Source organism: Streptomyces sp. NRRL F-2580 (assembly GCF_000720115.1).
In the GTDB taxonomy this organism is placed as follows: Bacteria; Actinomycetota; Actinomycetes; order Streptomycetales; family Streptomycetaceae; genus Streptomyces.
The window spans coordinates 280,241-296,292 of sequence record NZ_JOIR01000002.1 but is presented as its reverse complement, the minus strand read 5'-3'; the positions used below and the strand labels follow the sequence as shown (position 1 = coordinate 296,292).

Below are 16,052 nucleotides of genomic sequence, written 5' to 3'. Positions count from 1 at the left end.
CGCCAGTTCCCGCCGGGTGCGGCGGGGGCGGGTGCCACGACGGCGCCGGCCGGGCTCGCGGCCCGGCGGCGGCCCGAGCCGGGGGCGGCCAGTGTGTCGGCTTCGGAGAGCCTGGCCAGTTCGGCCAGTTCGGCGAGCTCCTCCAATGCGGCCAGCCCGGCCAGCCCGGCCAGCCCGGCCGGCCCGGCGCGTTCGGCCGGCATCCCGGCGCCGCGGAGGCCGGGGCCGGTGACGGTGTCCGCGACGCGGCGGCGCCGCCCCGCCCGCCGGCTGCCGGGGCGCGGGGCGGGGACTGCGGGGTCGGGGTCCCGGAGCGTGTCCCCGGGGCCCCCCGTACCGGCCGTCCAGGCCTGGGGCTCGGCCCCGTACGCCTCCGGGACGGGACCGCCACGGCGGTGACTGCCCTGCGTATCGCTCACGACGCTCGCTCCACTGGTGATACGGCACCCCGGTTCGGGCACGGCACCCTAGCGGAGGAGTCGTCACGCTCCAAAGTCAGACGGACACCCAGCGTGTCGGACCGGGGTGGCGGAACGCCGGTGGGTCAGCGGTGGACCAACGGTGGACGGGCGGATTCAGCGGCGGATTCGGCAGGCGGATCCGGGCGGATTCAGTAGGCGAAGGCGCGCGCCGTGTTGGCGGCCAGCGCGGTGGCCATCGCGTCCTCGTCGATACCGCGGACCGCGGCCATCGCCCGTACCGTCAGCGGAATGAGGTACGGCGCGTTGGGCCGGCCGCGGTACGGCGCCGGGGTCAGGTAGGGCGCGTCGGTCTCGACGAGTACGAGCTCCAGCGGGGCCACGGCCAGCGCCTCGCGCAGCGGAGCGGCGTTCTTGAAGGTGACGGTCCCGGCGAAGGACATGTAGTACCCGGCGGCGGCGCACTCGCGGGCCATGTCGGCGTCCCCGGAGTAGCAGTGGAAGACGGTCCGCTCCGGGGCGCCCTCCTCGCGCAGGACGCGCAGCACGTCCGCGTGGGCGTCGCGGTCGTGGATGACGAGTGCCTTGTTCCGCCGTTTGGCGATCTCGATGTGGGCGCGGAAGGAGCGCTCCTGCGCGGCCATCCCCTCCGGGCCGGTGCGGAAGTAGTCGAGGCCGGTCTCGCCGACCGCCTTCACGTGGTCGAGGGCGGCCAGCGCCTCGATCTCGGCGAGCGCCTCGTCGAGGGCGCTCTCGCCGCCGCCGGCCCGGGCGCCCTGCCGCGGCCCCCCTCCCCCAGGATCCCCGAGCACGATGCGGGGGGCTTCGTTCGGGTGAAGGGCGACGGCCGCGTGGACGTTCTCGTAGGCGGCGGCGGTCTCGGCGGCCCACCGGGAGCCCTTCACGTCGCATCCCACCTGGACGACGGTGCTCACGCCGACCGAGGCGGCCTTCGCGAGGCCCTCCTCGACGGTGCCCGCCTGCATGTCGAGGTGGGTGTGCGAGTCGGCCACCGCCACCCGGAGGGGTTCGGGCAGCGGGGGCAGTGCGTCCTTGGAGGCGGAGGAAGGGCTAGGGCTCATAGGGCCGATCTTATGACCGGCGGAAGAACCCCATCAGGCGGGAGAGCGGGCCCCGGCGCTCCCGGGCCTGGTCGACGGCGACGGGTCCGGGCGAGTCGTGCGTGCCCTTGCGGGGCTTCGGGGTCCGGGGGACGTTGGCCCCGGCCGGCACCGGTCCGGCGATCCCGGGGGCGATGCGGTGGTGGTAGAGGTGGTCGATCATGCCGAGCACCGAGGAGACCTGGCCCGCGCGCATGATCCGTACGACGTGTCCGCCGCAGTTCATGCAGGTCGGGTTGGACAGCGGGGAGGGCACCCGCTCGCCGTTGACCGTGTACATGATGAACGGCTCGCCCCTGCCGTCGACGTGGTGCTCGATGGCGTACGCCTGCTCCCAGGCGTACCCGCACCTCATGCAGGCGAAGGAGTAGGCCTCGTGCACGGTCTGCACGTCGGGGCGGGAGACGGCGGCGGGGACTGCGGTGGGTACCGCGGCGGGGACGGGTACCGGGGTGTCAGCGATCTCACTCATGCCAGCTCCTCTTGTTCCACTGGTGCCATTGCCAGTGGACGCCTCTTCGGGCGGGAGCGCATCAGGCCCTGTCCAGTGTTGGACGGTCTTTGGGCGAGTCCATGCCGAAAGCGCCCGGTGCCCGGTCTGAGCTTTGCTTTTCAGGTTAGCTCTTTACCGACTTACGGCATCTTCTGTGCCGCATTCTTTGCCGCGACCACGGCGTCGAACACCTCGCGCTTGGGTACCCCGGCCTCGGCCGCGACCGCCGCGATGGCCTCCTTGCGCCGCTCCCCCGCCTCCTCGCGCACCTGCACCCGGCGCACCAGCTCCTCGGCGTCCACGTCACCGGGTCCGGCGGCCGGGGCCCCCTCCACGACGACGGTGATCTCCCCGCGCACCCCTTCGGCGGCCCAGGCCGCGAGCTCGCCGAGCCCGCCGCGCTTGACCTCCTCGTACGTCTTCGTCAGCTCGCGGCAGACCGCGGCCCGCCGCCCGGCGCCGAAGACCTCGGCCATCGCGGCGAGGGTGTCGTCGAGCCGGTGCGGGGCCTCGAAGTAGACGAGGGTGCGCCGCTCGGCCTCGACCTCGCGCAGCCGGCCGAGGCGCTCGCCCGCCTTGCGCGGCAGGAACCCCTCGAAGCAGAACCGGTCCACGGGCAGCCCGGACAGGGCGAGCGCGGTGAGCACCGCGGACGGCCCGGGGACGGCGGTGACCCTGATGTCCTTCTCCACGGCGGCGGCGACCAGCCGGTAGCCGGGGTCGGAGACCGAGGGCATGCCGGCGTCGGTCACGAGCAGGACGCGCGCGCCGCCGGCCAGGGCCTCGACCAGCTCGGGGGTGCGAGCCGACTCGTTGCCCTCGAAGTACGACAGGACACGCCCGGTGGTGTGGACGCCGAGGCCCTGGGTCAGCCGGCGCAGCCGCCGGGTGTCCTCGGCGGCGATCACGTCGGCCCGCTCCAGCTCGGCCGCGAGGCGCGGCGGGGCGTCGGCGAGGTCGCCGATGGGGGTGCCGGCGAGGACGAGCGTGCCCGTCAGGCCTTCGGCCGCGGCGGCGTGAGTGGTGGGCTGGGTACCGCGGGGCTGGTCGTTTGTCACCCGCCCATCCTCTCAGTCCCGCGCCCCGCCGCCCCGCGTCAGGCCCCGGCCACTGGGGCACACACCGTTCTCTTCCCTACGATGTGCCGGTGACCAGTACCGCGACGCCGTCGCCCAGCCCCGCCGGGGCCGCCCCTGCCGCCTCGCCGGCGGGGCGCGAAGAAGAGCCGCCCACCTGGCTGCGCCGGCTGCGCGGCTTCGGCTACGTGCCGGCCGCCGCCGCGTCGCCGCGTGCGGACGTCCGCACCCGGCTGGTGCCGCCGTACGCCAGGCCGTCCCGGCAGCTGTGGCTGACCTTCGGTCTGCCGACGGAGGTGTGGGGGACCTGGCAGCTCATCGTCGGGTGGGCGGGGCCGCTGCTGGTGGCGCTGGCCGCCGGGGTGCTGCGGTTCGTGCACCTGGGCAGCCCGAAGGCGGTGATATTCGACGAGACGTACTACGCCAAGGACGCGTGGGCCACGGTCCGGCAGGGCTACGAGGCGAGCTGGCCCAAGGACATCGACTCGTCGATCCTCGCCAACCCGGACGGGGTCGCGCTGCCGGTGGACCCGGGCTACGTGGTGCACCCGCCCGTGGGCAAATGGGTGATCGGGCTCGGCGAGTGGATGTTCGGCTTCACCCCCTTCGGCTGGCGGTTCATGACCGCCGTGCTCGGCACCCTGTCGGTGCTGATGCTGTGCCGGATCGGGCGGCGCCTCTTCCGTTCGACGTTCCTGGGCTGTCTGGCGGGCGCGCTGCTCGCGGTGGACGGTCTGCACCTGGTGATGAGCCGCACCGCGCTGCTGGACCTGGTGCTGATGTTCTTCGTGCTCGCCGCGTTCGGGGCGCTGCTCATCGACCGGGACCGGGCCCGGCTCAGACTAGCGGACGCGCTGCCCGTCGATCCGGAGGGCCGGACACGGCCCGACATGAAGATCGCCGAGACGCTGCGGCTGGGCTGGCGGCCGTACCGGATCCTGGCCGGGGTCTGCCTGGGCCTGGCCGCGGGCACGAAGTGGAACGGTTTCGTCGTGCTGGCCTTCTTCGGGGTCCTCACCGTGCTGTGGGACGCGGCCGCGCGCCGCACCGCGGGCGCGGGGGCCCCGTACGCGGCGATGATGCGGCGCGACGCGCTGCCCGCCTTCGTGTCCACCGTGCCGGTCGCGATCGTGACCTACGTGGCCTCGTGGTCGGGCTGGATCTTCAGCCCGGACAACGGCAAGGGCGGCTATCTGCGCGACTGGGCGGCCAAGAACGACCAGCACAGCGCGCTGTCGTTCCTGCCGGAGTGGCTGCGCAGCCTGTGGCACTACGAGACCGAGGTCTACCGGTTCCACGTCGGGCTGACCTCGGGGCACACCTACGAGTCGAACCCGTGGAGCTGGCTGGTCCTGGGCCGTCCGGTCTCCTACTTCTACGAGTCCCCCGCGCCCGGCACCGACGGCTGCCCGGCGACCGAGGCGGGCAAGTGCGCCCGCGAGGTGCTGGCGCTGGGCACCCCGCTGCTGTGGTGGACGGGCTGCTTCGCGCTGCTGTACGTGCTGTGGCGCTGGTTCTTCCGCCGTGACTGGCGGGCGGGTGCGATCGCGTGCGCGGTGGGCGCGGGTCTGCTGCCCTGGTTCAACTACCAGGAGCGGACGATCTTCTACTTCTACGCGGTGGTCTTCGTCCCGTACCTGTGCCTGGCGGTGGCGATGATGATCGGCGCCCTCCTGGGCCCCGCGGGCTCGTCCGAGCGCCGACGGGCACTGGGCGCCATCGGGGCGGGGGTGCTGGTCCTGCTGATCGTGTGGAACTTCATCTACTTCTGGCCGATCTACACGGGCCAGACCCTCCCGATGGACTCCTGGCGCGGCCGCATGTGGCTGGACACCTGGGTCTAGCAGGCGAAACGACGGGCCCGGCACCTCCTGGTGCCGGGCCCGTCGTCGTTGCTGCCTTCTCGGTGCTACTTCGGGGCGACCTGGCAAGCGCTGGCCGCGTCCTCCTTGGAAACGCCGGCCTCGGTGAGACTGGCGCTGCAGCTGGTCTGGTTGCCGATCTGACCCTCGTAGCAGGCCTGCCGGACATCGTCCGTGACCTGTACCTTGTGCTGCTGGAGGGACTGCTCGCAGGCCTTGCTGTCCGCGTGGGCGGCTGGGGCGACGAAGACGGCGCCGCCGACGGCGAGGGCGAGGCCGGCGAGGACGCCGGGGATACGGGCGGACGGACGCATGCGCTGCACCTGCTCTCTCGGTCGGTCCCGCGATCGGCGGGTGCGCCGGACCACGGGCGGGGGCGAAGACGAAGAGCGGGCACTCGAAGGGGCGACCGTACTCGACGCTGCGGTCCCCCTCGCCCTTTCGACGCTAGAGCACGGCCCCGGGGCGCGCACGTCAGGTCAGGAGGCCTGCGATCCGGTCCGCGCTCCAGCGGCCGGCCGCGCCGGGGCAGCGGGCGAGGTAGTCGGCGACGGAGCGGGCGTCCCAGGACCCGGACTCCAGCAGCCCGGCCGCCAGGTGCGCGACGTACGCGGCGGCGGGGCTGACCCACTCCACCTCGTGCATGGCCCAGGGCGCGGTGAAGGTCAGCACCGGGATGCCGTCCAGGGCGCCGGAGCAGATCAGCGTCTCGTACCGGCCGGGTCCCAGCTCGTCGCGTCCGGTGCGCAGGACGCGGGTGAGGTCGACGTCGGCGTCGGCGCCGGGCTCCCGGTACATCTCCTGGGCGGCGATGTCGGTGAACTGCTGGGCGGTGACCAGGTGGGCCCGTCCGCGGGTGCGGCCCGGCGCCGTCGGGTCGTAGAACCCGCGGCCGCCCGTCCACACCGGGGACTCGGTGGCGAAGTACAGACTTCCGGGCAGTTCCACGGCCACCGAGCGGGCCGGCGCGCGGGGGTCGCGGCAGCCGGGCTGGCGGCGGGCGCCGCCCGCGGGGGTGCCCCCGGCGAGGTAGCAGGCCAGCCGGCCGCGGTGCATGTTCGAGCCGTAGGAGGTGTACCAGATCCGCTCGGGAGGCGGTCCGCCGATGCGGAGCGCCTTCACTGCCGTGGGCCTCGTCGTGGTCATCAGTTCGTACAACGGTCTTCGCAGTCGCGATGTTCCGGTCCGGTAACAACGCCCGGAACGATTCGCTCCGCAGCGTAGGGTCCACACCAAGGGTTCTTTGAACATGTTCAGAGAGCCGTGGCTCCTGGGGAGGGGACGCAGTGAACGGGGCAGCCAAGGGCGCCATCATCGGCGGGGTGTTCCTCGCGATGCTCGGCGGCGCCGGATACGGGGTGTACGCCCTGGTCGGGGACAGCGGCGAGGCAAAGGACGGCGACATCTCCGTCCAGGCCGAGAAGGGCAGCGGACCCGTAGGCGCGAAGGAGACCGCCGCGACCGCAAAGGCCTTCCTGGCCGCGTGGGCCGCCGGAGACGAGCGGGTGGCCGCCGAGCTGACGAACAATGCCGCGGCCGCGCAGACCGCCGTCGGCGACTTCAGGACCAAGGCGTACGTCTCCAAGGCCGTGATCACCCCCGGCCCGCCGAACGGCACCACCGTCCCCTTCAAGGTCGAGGCCGAGATCACGTACGAGGGCACCACCAAGCCGCTGGCCTACGACTCCCAGCTGACGGTGGTGCGCGGGGTGACCAGCGGGAAGCCGCTGGTCGACTGGCAGCCGTCGGTGATCCACCCGCAGCTCCAGAAGGACGAGAGGCTGCGCGCGGGCGCGGCGGCGAACCCGCCGGTCAGGGCCGTCGACCGCAACGGCGAGGAGCTGACCCCGGAGAAGTACCCCTCGCTGCGGCAGGTCCTCGACGAGCTGCGCCAGAACTACGGCGGCAAGACGGGCGGCCGGCCGGGCGCGGAGGTGTGGATCGAGCCGGCCCTCAAGGAGTCCCCCAAGCGGACCCTGCTGACCCTGGTCGAAGGCGAGCCGAGCACCCTCAAGACGTACCTGGACGCGAAGGTGCAGGCGGCGGCCGAGCAGGCGGTCGCCAAGTACCCGGAGGCCTCGGTGGTCGCCGTCCAGCCGAGCAACGGGCACATCCTGGCCGTCGCCAACCACCGCACGGACGGTTTCAACGCGGCGATGCGGGGTGCCAGGGCTCCCGGCTCCACGATGAAGATCGTGACGGCCGCCATGCTGATCGACCGCGGACTGGTCGCGGCCGACAAGCCGGCGCAGTGCACGAAGGACGTGCGCTGGGGCGGGCGCACCTTCCACAACCTGGACAACTTCGAGCTGCCGGGCGCGAACTTCGCGACGAGCTTCGCCAAGTCCTGCAACACCGCCTTCATCAAGCCGGTCGCGCAGGTGCACGACGACGCGGCGCTCTCGAAGGAGGCCAACCAGGTCTTCGGCATCGACCTGGACTGGAGGACGGGCATCCAGTCCGTCGACGGCACGGTCCCGACGGCGACGGGCGCGGAGGAGGCCGCCGGGTACATCGGGCAGGGCAAGATCACCATGAACCCGCTGAACATCGCGTCCGTCACCGCGACCGCGCGCACCGGCGTGTTCCGCCAGCCGCTGCTGGTCTCGCCGGAGCTCGACGGGCGGAAGATCGCGACGGCGGAGCGGCGGATGAAGCCCTCGGTGCAGCAGCAGCTGGTCGCGATGATGCGGCAGACGGCGACCGCCGGCACGGCCGAGAAGGTCATGCGGTCGGTGGGCGGCGACAAGGGCGCGAAGACGGGCTCGGCGGAGGTCGACGGCGCCGGCAACCCGGACAGCTGGTTCACGGGCTACAGCGGCGACGTGGCCGCGGCCGCGATGGTCGAGGGCGGCGGCCACGGCGGCGACGCGGCCGGGCCGATCGTCGCGCAGGTCCTGAAGGCCGACTGACCGCCGGCCGCAGGTCCTGAAGGCCGGCTGACCGCCGGCAGCCTGCGGGCCGCCGGCTCCCCGGCCGACGGACGGAGTCCGGCGCAGCGGCCCGAAGCCTGCGCGGCGCCCCGGCGCCGAGCAGTGCGAGAGCCGCGTCAAGAACAGGGCACGGCCGGGCCGATCGTCGCGCAGGTCCTGAAGGCCGACTGACCGTCGGCCGCAGGTCCTGAAGGCCGGCTGACCGCCCACGTCGGGTGGGGTGTCCGCGGGGTGAAAGTGGGATGACGCCTCCCCGCGGCGGGCGCTAGCGTCCGGGCATGACGACCACCGCGCACCCCCGTTTCGCCGAGGCACTGGCCGCCCTCGGCATCGACGCCGAGGTACGGGCCTTCCCGGAGGCCACCCGGACCGCCGCCGAGGCCGCGGCCGCGATCGGCTGCGAGCTCGGCCAGATCGTCAAGTCGCTGATCTTCGCGGCGGACGGCGTCCCCGTCCTGGTCCTGATGGACGGGGCCTCCCGCGTGGACGTCGCGGCGGTCGGCCGCGAGCTGGGCGCGGCCCGGGTGACCCGGGCGGACGCGGCCGTGGTCCGGGAGACCACCGGTTACGCCATCGGCGGGGTGCCGCCCTTCGGGCACCGTACGCGCACCCGGGTGCTGGCCGACCGCTCGCTGCTGGCCCACCACACGGTCTGGGCCGCGGCCGGGACCCCGCACACGGTGTTCCCGATGGCTCCCGGCGAGCTCGTCCGGCATGCCGGGGCCACCGTGGCCGATGTACGCGAGCGGCCGTCGGAGCCGTCAGAGGGCTGAGCGCAGGGCCCGGACCAGGGCCTGGGCGCGCGGGTCGGCGGTGACCGACTTGGCCAGGGCGTTGGTGACGTAGCCGAAGCCGATGCCGGCGTCCGGGTCCGCGAAGGCCAGGGAGCCGCCGCGGCCGGGGTGCCCGAAGGAGGCCGGGGAAAGCAGCGGCGAGGCGGGGCCGTGCAGCATGTATCCGGGGCCGAAGCGGGTGTTCACGACGAGCACCCGGTCCGGGCCCGAGGAGAGCTCGCGGCCGGCCAGCGCGGTGGTGGCCGGGGTGAAGATCCGCGCGCCGTCCTCGACCACACCGATCGTGGCCCCGTAGAAGCGGGCCAGGGCGCGGGCCGTGCCGATGCCGTTCGAGGCGGGCAGTTCGGCGGCCCGGTAGGCGGGGTCGTTCTCGTCGGGCAGCGGGTCGATGGCGCGGAAGGCGCGGCGGGTGAGGGAGTCCGGGTCGGCGTAGGCCTCGGAGACGTTTCTGCGCGGCCGGGTCCTGAGCATGCCCGCGCTTTCCGGCGGGTCGACCGGGGCCACCCGGCCCACCCGGTGCGCCTCTGCCTCCGGCAGTCCGATCCAGAAGTCGAGGCCGAGCGGCTCGGTCATCTCCTCCGCCAGTACGGCGCCCAGCGTGCGGCCGGTCACCCGCAGCACCAGCTCGGACAGCAGCCAGCTGTAGGTCTGCGCGTGGTAGCCGTGCTCGGTGCCCGGCTCCCAGAACGGCCGCTGCGCGGCGATGGCGTGCGCCCCGGACACTCCGTCCGCGGCCTCGGCGGCGGTCAGCCCGCGGTCGATCACCGGGACGCCGGCCCGGTGCGCGAGCAGGTCGCGGACCAGGATCCGCTCCTTGTCGCCCGTCTTGAACTCCGGCCAGTACGAGCCCACCGGCGCGTCCAGGTCGAGCAGCCCGCGCTGGTGCAGCAGCAGCGGTACGGCGGCGGCCACGCCCTTGGTCGCGGAGCGGACTATCTGCGCGGTGTCCCCGGTCCAGGGTTCGGTGCCGTCGGCGTCCTTGGTGCCGCCCCACAGGTCGACGACCTTGCGGCCGTCGCGGTAGACGGCGACGGCCGCGCCGCGGTCGCCGAGCACCTCGAAATTGCGTACGAACGCGTCCCGGACGGGCTCGAAGCCCTCCGCCACCACACCCTGGATCTCCACGAGCACTTCAACAACCGGCGACCGGGGCTTATGCCACCGGGACCGAGCGGGGGTCGAAGCCGAAGGGGAGCTCCAGCCGGTGGGCCCGCATCAGCTTCTCGTCGCACAGCAGGTCCTGCGTGAGGCCGTCCGCCGCGATGACCCCCTCGCTGAGGATCACCGAGCGCGGGCACAGTTCCAGCGCGTACGGCAGGTCGTGGGTGACCATCAGTACGGTCACGTCGAGCGAGCGCAGGATGTCCGCGAGCTCGCGGCGCGAGGCCGGGTCCAGATTGGACGAGGGCTCGTCGAGGACCAGGATCTCGGGGCGCATGGCCAGGACGGTCGCCACCGCGACCCGGCGGCGCTGCCCGAAGGACAGGTGGTGCGGGGGCCGGTCGGCGAAGTCCGCCATCCCGACCTGGTCCAGGGCGGCCCGGACCCGCTCCTCCAGCTCGGCGCCCCGCATTCCGGCCGCCGCCGGCCCGAAGGCCACGTCCTCCCGGACGGTCGGCATGAACAGCTGGTCGTCGGGGTCCTGGAAGACGATCCCGACCCGGCGCCGGATCTCGGCGAGGTTGCGCTTCTCCACGGGCAGCCCGGCGACGGTCACCGCGCCGACCCCGCCGCCCAGGATGCCGTTGAGGTGCAGCACCAGCGTGGTCTTGCCGGCGCCGTTGGGCCCGAGCAGGGCGACCCGCTCGCCGCGCCCGACGGTCAGGTCCACCCCGAAGAGGGCCTGGTGTCCGTCGGGGTAGGCGTAGGCGAGGCCGGAGACTTCCAGCGAAGGGGAGAGGTTCACAGCGTCCATCCCATCAGACAGACGGCGAGGGCCGTCACCGGGAGCACGGCCGCGTACGCCCACTGGGCGCGCGAGGCCGAGACCTCGTCGATCACCGGCATCGAGCCGGCGTAGCCGCGGCTGACCATCGCGAGGTAGACCCGCTCGCCGCGCTCGTAGGAGCGGATGAACAGTGCTCCGGCGGTCTTGGCCAGCACCCCCCAGTGCCGGATCCCGCTGGCCTCGAACCCGCGTGAGCGGCGGGCGATCGACATCCGGCGCAGCTCGTCGGTGACCACGTCGCCGTAGCGGATCATGAAGGAGGCGATCTGGACGAGCAGGGGCGGCAGCTTCAGCCGCTGGAGGCCCAGCAGCAGGGCCCGCAGCTCGGTCGTGGAGGCCAGCAGGACGGAGGCGGCCACCCCGAGCGTGCCCTTGGCGAGGACGTTCCAGGCGCCCCACAGGCCGGAGACGCTCAGCGACATGCCGAGCACCTCCACCCGCTCGCCCTCGGCGACGAAGGGCATGAGCACGGCGAAGGCGACGAACGGGACCTCGATCAGCAGCCTGCGCAGCAGGAAGCCGGCCGGGATCCGGGCCACGGCCGCGGCCGCCGCGATGAGGGCGGCGTACAGGCCGAAGGCCCATACCGCCTCCCGCGGTGTGGACACGACGACCACGACGAAGGCGAAGGTCGCGGCGAGCTTGCAGTGCGGGGGCAGGTCGTGCACCGGCGTGTGCCCGTGCCGGTAGAGCTTGTGGGCGTGGCCGGCTCCCATGTCAGCCCGCCGAGACGGAGGTGGCGGTCAGCTCTCCGGTGCGGCGGCGGCGCACGGCCCAGAAGATCCCGGTGCCGGCGACGACGGTCACGCCGACGCCGATGACCCCGGCGAGGCCGCCGGACAGGCGGGCGTCGTCGACGTTCTTGACGCCGTAGTCGGCGAGCGGGGAGTCGGCGGCGGCGTGGTCCTCGACCTTCGCGTCGATGCCCTTGTCGGCGGCGACCTTCTCCAGGCCGTCGGGGCTGGCGGAGGCGTAGTAGGAGACGAACCCGGCGAGGACGAGCGCGGTGACCAGGCCGGTCGCCCACACCTTCCCGGTGGAGCGGGCGGCCACCGGGGCGGCGGCCGCGGGTGCGTCGACGAGCTCGCCGTCGACGCGCAGCTTCAGCGGCGCGGTCAGCCCGCGGGCCCCGTGGACCAGGTCGGGCCGTACGGCGATCACGGCGCCCACGGTCGCGGCGGTGATGGCGGCCTCGCCGATGCCGATGAGCACGTGCACGCCGACCATGGCGGTGAACACCTTGCCGATGGCCACGTCGGTGGTGCCGCCGATCGCGTAGACGGCGGTGAAGGCGGCGGCCGCGGCGGGCACCGAGAGCAGGGCTCCCACGAAGGCGGCCGCGGTGACGGAGCGGCGGGTGGGCGGCAGGATCCCGAGCAGCCCGCGGAAGATCGCGTAGGCGACGACGACGGTGACGACGCCCATGACGGTGATGTTCACGCCCAGGGCGGTCAGCCCGCCGTCGGCGAAGAGGATGCCCTGCATGAGCAGGACGACGGACTCGCACAGCACACCGGTGTAGGGGCCGACGAGTATCGCGGCGAGGGCCCCGCCCAGCAGGTGGCCGCTGGTGCCGGCGGCGACCGGGAAGTTCAGCATCTGCACGGCGAAGATGAAGGCGGCGACGAGGCCGGCCAGCGGGGCGGTCCGCTCGTCGAGCTCGCGGCGGGCGCCGCGGAGGCTGAGGGCGACCGCGGCTCCGGCCGCCACTCCGGCGGCCACCGAGACGGGTGCATTGATGAAACCGTCGGGCACATGCATGGGGTGGCTCCGCTTCCGTACGCCTTAACGCAGTCTTTAACCGTTCAAGAATAGTGCCCAGTTGCAAACCGTTGGCAAGAGCGCAGCCATCACAAATACGTCCGTGCGGTTTCGTCGGAATGTGCGAGGCTGGGGACAAACGGACGCAAATGTTCCGATTTCGAGGAGCCTGGTCGATGTCAGCCACCGCCGAGAATCCACCAGCCACCGCGACCGCGACGGCGACCGCGACCGCCCCCACGTCCTCGACCACGACCCCGGTCGAGGAGCGGGTACTGGCCCGTGTGATCACCGACGATCCCCTCTACCGGACCATCCCGGTCGCCCTGCGCTACGCCCCCGCCGAGCCGCTGGCCGTCCGGATCGTCTTCCCGGCCGACCTTTCCCCCGAGGGAACCGACAACGAGTGGGTCTTCCCCCTCGCCCTGCTGGAGGCCGGCCTCCAGGCGCCGACCGGGACCGGGGACGTACGCGTCTGGCCCTGCGGCCGCGTCCAGGCGGTCGTCGAGTTCCACTCCCCGGAGGGCGTCGCCGTGATCCAGTTCGACATCGCCGCGCTGCGCCGCTTCCTGCGCCGTGCGTACGCGCCGGCCGCCGCCACCCGTAGGGCGTAAGGCCCGGGCACGAAACGGACCCGGCCCCGCACCGCCCGGCGAGCGGGCGGTGCGGGGCCGGGCCGTCCTGTCGGCCGGACGGTGCCAGGTCAGGCGTTGACCAGCTCGCGGTCCTTGTCCGGGCCCTCGGGAGACTGCGGGGCCTTCGAGAGGTGCTTGCGCAGGCTCTCGCCCTCCACGTCCACGTTCGGCAGCAGCCGGTCCAGCCACTTCGGCAGCCACCAGGCCTTGTGACCGAGCAGTGCGAGCACCGCCGGCACGATGGCCATGCGGACCACGAAGGCGTCGAAGAAGACGGCGACGGCCAGACCGAAGCCGATCATCTTGACCATCTGCTCGCTGGCTCCGATGAAGCCCGAGAACACCGCGATCATGATGACGGCGGCGGCCACGACGACCCGCGCGCTGTACTGGAAGCCGGTCACCACGGCCTGGCCCGGGCGCTCGCCGTGGACGTACGCCTCACGCATCCGGGTGACGAGGAAGACCTCGTAGTCCATGGCCAGACCGAAGACGACGCCCACCATGAAGATCGGCATCATCGACATGATCGGGCCGGTCTGCTCCACGCCGAAGACCGAGCCGAGCCAGCCCCACTGGAAGACCGCGACGACCGCGCCGAGGGCGGCGACGACCGAGAGCAGGAAGCCGACGGCCGCCTTGAGCGGGACCAGGACCGAGCGGAACACGAGCATGAGGAGCAGGAAGGCGAGGCCGACGACGAGTGCCAGGTAGGGCAGCAGCGCGTCGTTCATCTTCTGCGAGAAGTCGATGTTCATCGCGGTGGCGCCGGTGACCATGACGTCGTTCCCGCTGCCGTCGCGGATCTCGTGGACCAGGTCCTCGGTCTGCGTGGAGGACGGACGGTCCTTCGGGATGACGGTGATCATCGAGGCGTCGGCGGCCTCGTTGGGCATCGGCGGCATGACCGCGGCCACCCCGTCCAGGCCCTTGATCCGGTCGACGGTGGAGTCGGCGAGGGCCTTGTCCCCGTCGACGACGACCATCAGCGGGCCGTTGAAGCCCGGGCCGAAGCCCTCGGACAGCAGGTCGTACGCCTGGCGCTGGCTGGTGGAGACCGGCTGGGCGCCGTCGTCCGGCAGGCCCATCTCCAGCTTGCTCGCCGGAATGGCGACGACGCCGAGGCCGATCACACCGGCCAGCAGCACCATGACCGGGCGGCGCAGGACGAAGCGGGCCCAGCGGGTGCCGCCGTTGGCCTTCTTCTCGGAACCCGCCGGCTTGCCCTTGCCGAACAGGCGGCTCTTCTTGCCCGCGGGCAGCACCATCCTGCCCGCGAAGGCGAGGATGGCCGGGACGAGGGTCAGCGCGACGAGCACGGCGATGACCACGGTGCCCGCGGCCGCGAAGCCCATCTTGGTCAGCATCGGGATGTTGACGACGGCCAGGCCCACCAGGGCGATGACCACGGTCAGACCGGCGAAGACGACGGCGGAGCCGGCGGTTCCGACGGCGCGGCCCGCGGCCTCATCGCGCTCGCGGCCCTCGGCGAGCTCCACGCGGTAGCGGGAGACGATGAAGAGGGCGTAGTCGATGCCGACCGCGAGGCCGATCATCATCGCGAGGGTGGAGGTGGTGGAGCCGAGGTCCAGCACGTTGGCGAGCGCGGTGATGGAGGAGACGCCGATGCCCACGCCGATCAGGGCGGTCAGCAGCGGCAGCCCGGCCGCGATCAGCGAGCCGAAGGTGATCACGAGGACGATCGCGGCGATGAGGATGCCGATGATCTCGCCGGAGCCGGTCTCGGGGGCCGCCATCAGCGCGTCACCGCCGATCTGGACGTTCAGCCCGGCGGCCTTGGCGCTCTCGCCGGAGTCCTTGAGCGCGTCGCGGGTCGCGTCCTTCAGCTCCATGCCGCTGACCTTGTACTTGACGCTGGCGTAGGCGGTGGAGCCGTCCTGGCTCACGGCCTGCGCCTCGTACGGGTCGGCGACGGAGGAGATCTCGGCCGCGCCCGGGCCGGTCTTCAGATCAGAGACGATCTTCTGGACCTCGGCCTTGGGGCCGGGATCGGTGACCTTCGCGCCCTCGGGGGCCTTGATGACGATGCGGGCGGTGGCGCCGCGGGCGGCCATGCCCGGGAACTTCTTGTCCAGCAGGTCGAAGGCCTTCTGGGCCTCCGTGCCGGGTATCGAGAACGAGCCGGAGGTGGGGGCGCCGGCCGAGGCCGCGCCGAAGCCGGCGGCGAACAGCAGCGCCACCCAGAGGAGGGCGACGAGGCCGCGGCGCCGGAAGGCGCCCCTGCCGAGCCGGTAGAGGAAGGTAGCCACGTCGGTGGTTCTCCCGTTCAGGTCGTGGGATGGATCCGGATGGATCAGGGCGTAGAGAGCCGGCCCGACGACGAGAGCGGCGTGTCAGGAGCAGCAGGAAGCGGTGGAGCCTAAGGGGACGGGGTGGATCAGACGCCGAGGGCGGGGAAGACCACGGCATCGATGAACTCACCGAGGAAGGCCCGGTCCACGGAACGGTCCTCGATCAGCGGGAGCGCGATGAACGCCCCGATGAGCATGTGCGGTACGAAGTCCAGGGCCGGACAGTCCGGGCGGATCTCGCCTCGGTCCACCGCCCGCCGGAGCATCGCCTGGAGACCGTTGATCTCCGGGTCGACCAGCAGGTCCCGCAGGGCCTTGTGGAGCTCCGGGCTCTCGTGGACGGCATGGGCCAGACCCCGCATCAGCGCGGTGTCCTTGGCCATCTGCGCGTCGTCCGAGTGCTCCACCATGAGCGCGAAGTCCCCGCGCAGGCTGCCCGTGTCGATCTCCCGCAGCGAGACGGGCTGCGTGCATCGCAGGGCCTTGGCGACCAGTTCCGGCTTGCTCCCCCACTGGCGGTAGAGGGTGGCCTTGCTGGACTTCGTACGGGCGGCGACCGCGTCCATGGTCAGCGCCTCGTAGCCGACGTCACGCAGGAGGTCGAGGACCGCCTCGTGCAGTTCGGCCTGCCGTTCGGGGGTGATCCGGCTGCGCCGGGCCGCCATCGCCTCGGTCATCTCCGCGCCTCCGTCCGAACG

The 16,052-nt window shown here is 72.7% G+C and carries 15 protein-coding genes and 1 pseudogene; 4 read left to right on the top strand and 12 right to left on the bottom strand.

What is annotated here, in order from left to right:
- From IF88_RS0103040 to rsmI, 4 genes and pseudogenes are all read right to left on the bottom strand, one after another.
- Nucleotides 1-419 (bottom strand): annotated as a pseudogene (locus IF88_RS0103040) (hypothetical protein); the annotation flags it as partial.
- Nucleotides 420-610: 191 nt separating this feature from the next.
- Entirely contained in the window at nucleotides 611-1,501 is an 891-nt protein-coding gene (locus tag IF88_RS0103035) for a TatD family hydrolase (RefSeq protein WP_030706983.1), read from the bottom strand.
- 10 nt (nucleotides 1,502-1,511) lie between these two features.
- Nucleotides 1,512-2,012, bottom strand: a complete 501-nt coding sequence (locus IF88_RS0103030) for a hypothetical protein (RefSeq protein WP_030706982.1) — start codon at nucleotides 2,010-2,012, stop codon at nucleotides 1,512-1,514.
- 161 nt (nucleotides 2,013-2,173) lie between these two features.
- Entirely contained in the window at nucleotides 2,174-3,031 is an 858-nt protein-coding gene (gene rsmI / locus IF88_RS0103025) for a 16S rRNA (cytidine(1402)-2'-O)-methyltransferase (protein ID WP_030706981.1), read from the bottom strand.
- A 149-nt stretch (nucleotides 3,032-3,180) separates the two neighbouring features.
- On the opposite strand from rsmI, the gene IF88_RS0103020 reads away from it, so the two are divergent.
- Nucleotides 3,181-4,953 (top strand): phospholipid carrier-dependent glycosyltransferase, encoded by a 1,773-nt coding sequence (locus IF88_RS0103020; RefSeq protein WP_030706980.1) that lies wholly within the window; start codon nucleotides 3,181-3,183, stop codon nucleotides 4,951-4,953.
- A gap of 65 nt (nucleotides 4,954-5,018) precedes the next feature.
- Here the strand turns inward: IF88_RS0103020 and IF88_RS0103015 are convergent, their stop codons facing one another.
- Both IF88_RS0103015 and IF88_RS0103010 read right to left on the bottom strand, forming a co-directional pair.
- Entirely contained in the window at nucleotides 5,019-5,285 is a 267-nt protein-coding gene (locus tag IF88_RS0103015) for a hypothetical protein (RefSeq protein WP_030706979.1), read from the bottom strand.
- A gap of 160 nt (nucleotides 5,286-5,445) precedes the next feature.
- On the bottom strand, nucleotides 5,446-6,117 hold the full coding sequence (locus tag IF88_RS0103010; RefSeq protein ID WP_030706978.1) for a hypothetical protein: 672 nt from the start codon (nucleotides 6,115-6,117) through the stop codon (nucleotides 5,446-5,448).
- Nucleotides 6,118-6,257: 140 nt separating this feature from the next.
- Here IF88_RS0103010 and IF88_RS0103005 point away from each other — a divergent pair, with 140 nt between their 5' ends.
- Both IF88_RS0103005 and IF88_RS0103000 read left to right on the top strand, forming a co-directional pair.
- Nucleotides 6,258-7,883, top strand: coding sequence for a penicillin-binding transpeptidase domain-containing protein (locus IF88_RS0103005; protein ID WP_030706977.1), 1,626 nt, complete (start codon nucleotides 6,258-6,260; stop codon nucleotides 7,881-7,883).
- A 299-nt stretch (nucleotides 7,884-8,182) separates the two neighbouring features.
- Complete coding sequence (locus tag IF88_RS0103000) at nucleotides 8,183-8,677, top strand: YbaK/EbsC family protein (RefSeq protein WP_030706976.1); 495 nt, start codon at nucleotides 8,183-8,185, stop codon at nucleotides 8,675-8,677.
- Here IF88_RS0103000 and IF88_RS0102995 read toward each other — a convergent pair.
- From IF88_RS0102995 to IF88_RS0102980, 4 genes are read right to left on the bottom strand one after another with little or no spacing between them, the layout of a single operon-like run.
- A complete protein-coding gene (locus IF88_RS0102995; protein ID WP_199808019.1) occupies nucleotides 8,666-9,823 on the bottom strand; it encodes a serine hydrolase domain-containing protein in 1,158 nt (385 codons plus the stop codon). The genes IF88_RS0103000 and IF88_RS0102995 overlap by 12 nt on opposite strands.
- A gap of 28 nt (nucleotides 9,824-9,851) precedes the next feature.
- Complete coding sequence (locus tag IF88_RS0102990) at nucleotides 9,852-10,613, bottom strand: energy-coupling factor ABC transporter ATP-binding protein (protein ID WP_030706974.1); 762 nt, start codon at nucleotides 10,611-10,613, stop codon at nucleotides 9,852-9,854.
- Nucleotides 10,601-11,362, bottom strand: a complete 762-nt coding sequence (cbiQ, locus tag IF88_RS0102985) for a cobalt ECF transporter T component CbiQ (RefSeq protein WP_030706973.1) — start codon at nucleotides 11,360-11,362, stop codon at nucleotides 10,601-10,603. Before cbiQ ends, IF88_RS0102990 begins: the two co-directional genes overlap by 13 nt.
- A 1-nt stretch (nucleotide 11,363) precedes the next feature.
- On the bottom strand, nucleotides 11,364-12,407 hold the full coding sequence (locus IF88_RS0102980) for an energy-coupling factor ABC transporter permease (RefSeq protein ID WP_030706972.1): 1,044 nt from the start codon (nucleotides 12,405-12,407) through the stop codon (nucleotides 11,364-11,366).
- A gap of 176 nt (nucleotides 12,408-12,583) precedes the next feature.
- Here IF88_RS0102980 and IF88_RS39985 point away from each other — a divergent pair, with 176 nt between their 5' ends.
- On the top strand, nucleotides 12,584-13,021 hold the full coding sequence (locus tag IF88_RS39985; protein ID WP_030706971.1) for an SsgA family sporulation/cell division regulator: 438 nt from the start codon (nucleotides 12,584-12,586) through the stop codon (nucleotides 13,019-13,021).
- Nucleotides 13,022-13,110: 89 nt separating this feature from the next.
- Here the strand turns inward: IF88_RS39985 and IF88_RS0102970 are convergent, their stop codons facing one another.
- Together IF88_RS0102970 and IF88_RS0102965 are read right to left on the bottom strand one after the other, a co-directional pair.
- Nucleotides 13,111-15,312 carry an MMPL family transporter gene (locus tag IF88_RS0102970; protein ID WP_030706970.1) on the bottom strand — a complete coding sequence of 734 codons (2,202 nt, stop codon included), beginning with the start codon at nucleotides 15,310-15,312 and terminating at the stop codon, nucleotides 13,111-13,113.
- A 128-nt stretch (nucleotides 15,313-15,440) separates the two neighbouring features.
- Nucleotides 15,441-16,031, bottom strand: a complete 591-nt coding sequence (locus tag IF88_RS0102965; RefSeq protein WP_030706969.1) for a TetR/AcrR family transcriptional regulator — start codon at nucleotides 16,029-16,031, stop codon at nucleotides 15,441-15,443.
- Nucleotides 16,032-16,052: the final 21 nt, after the last annotated feature.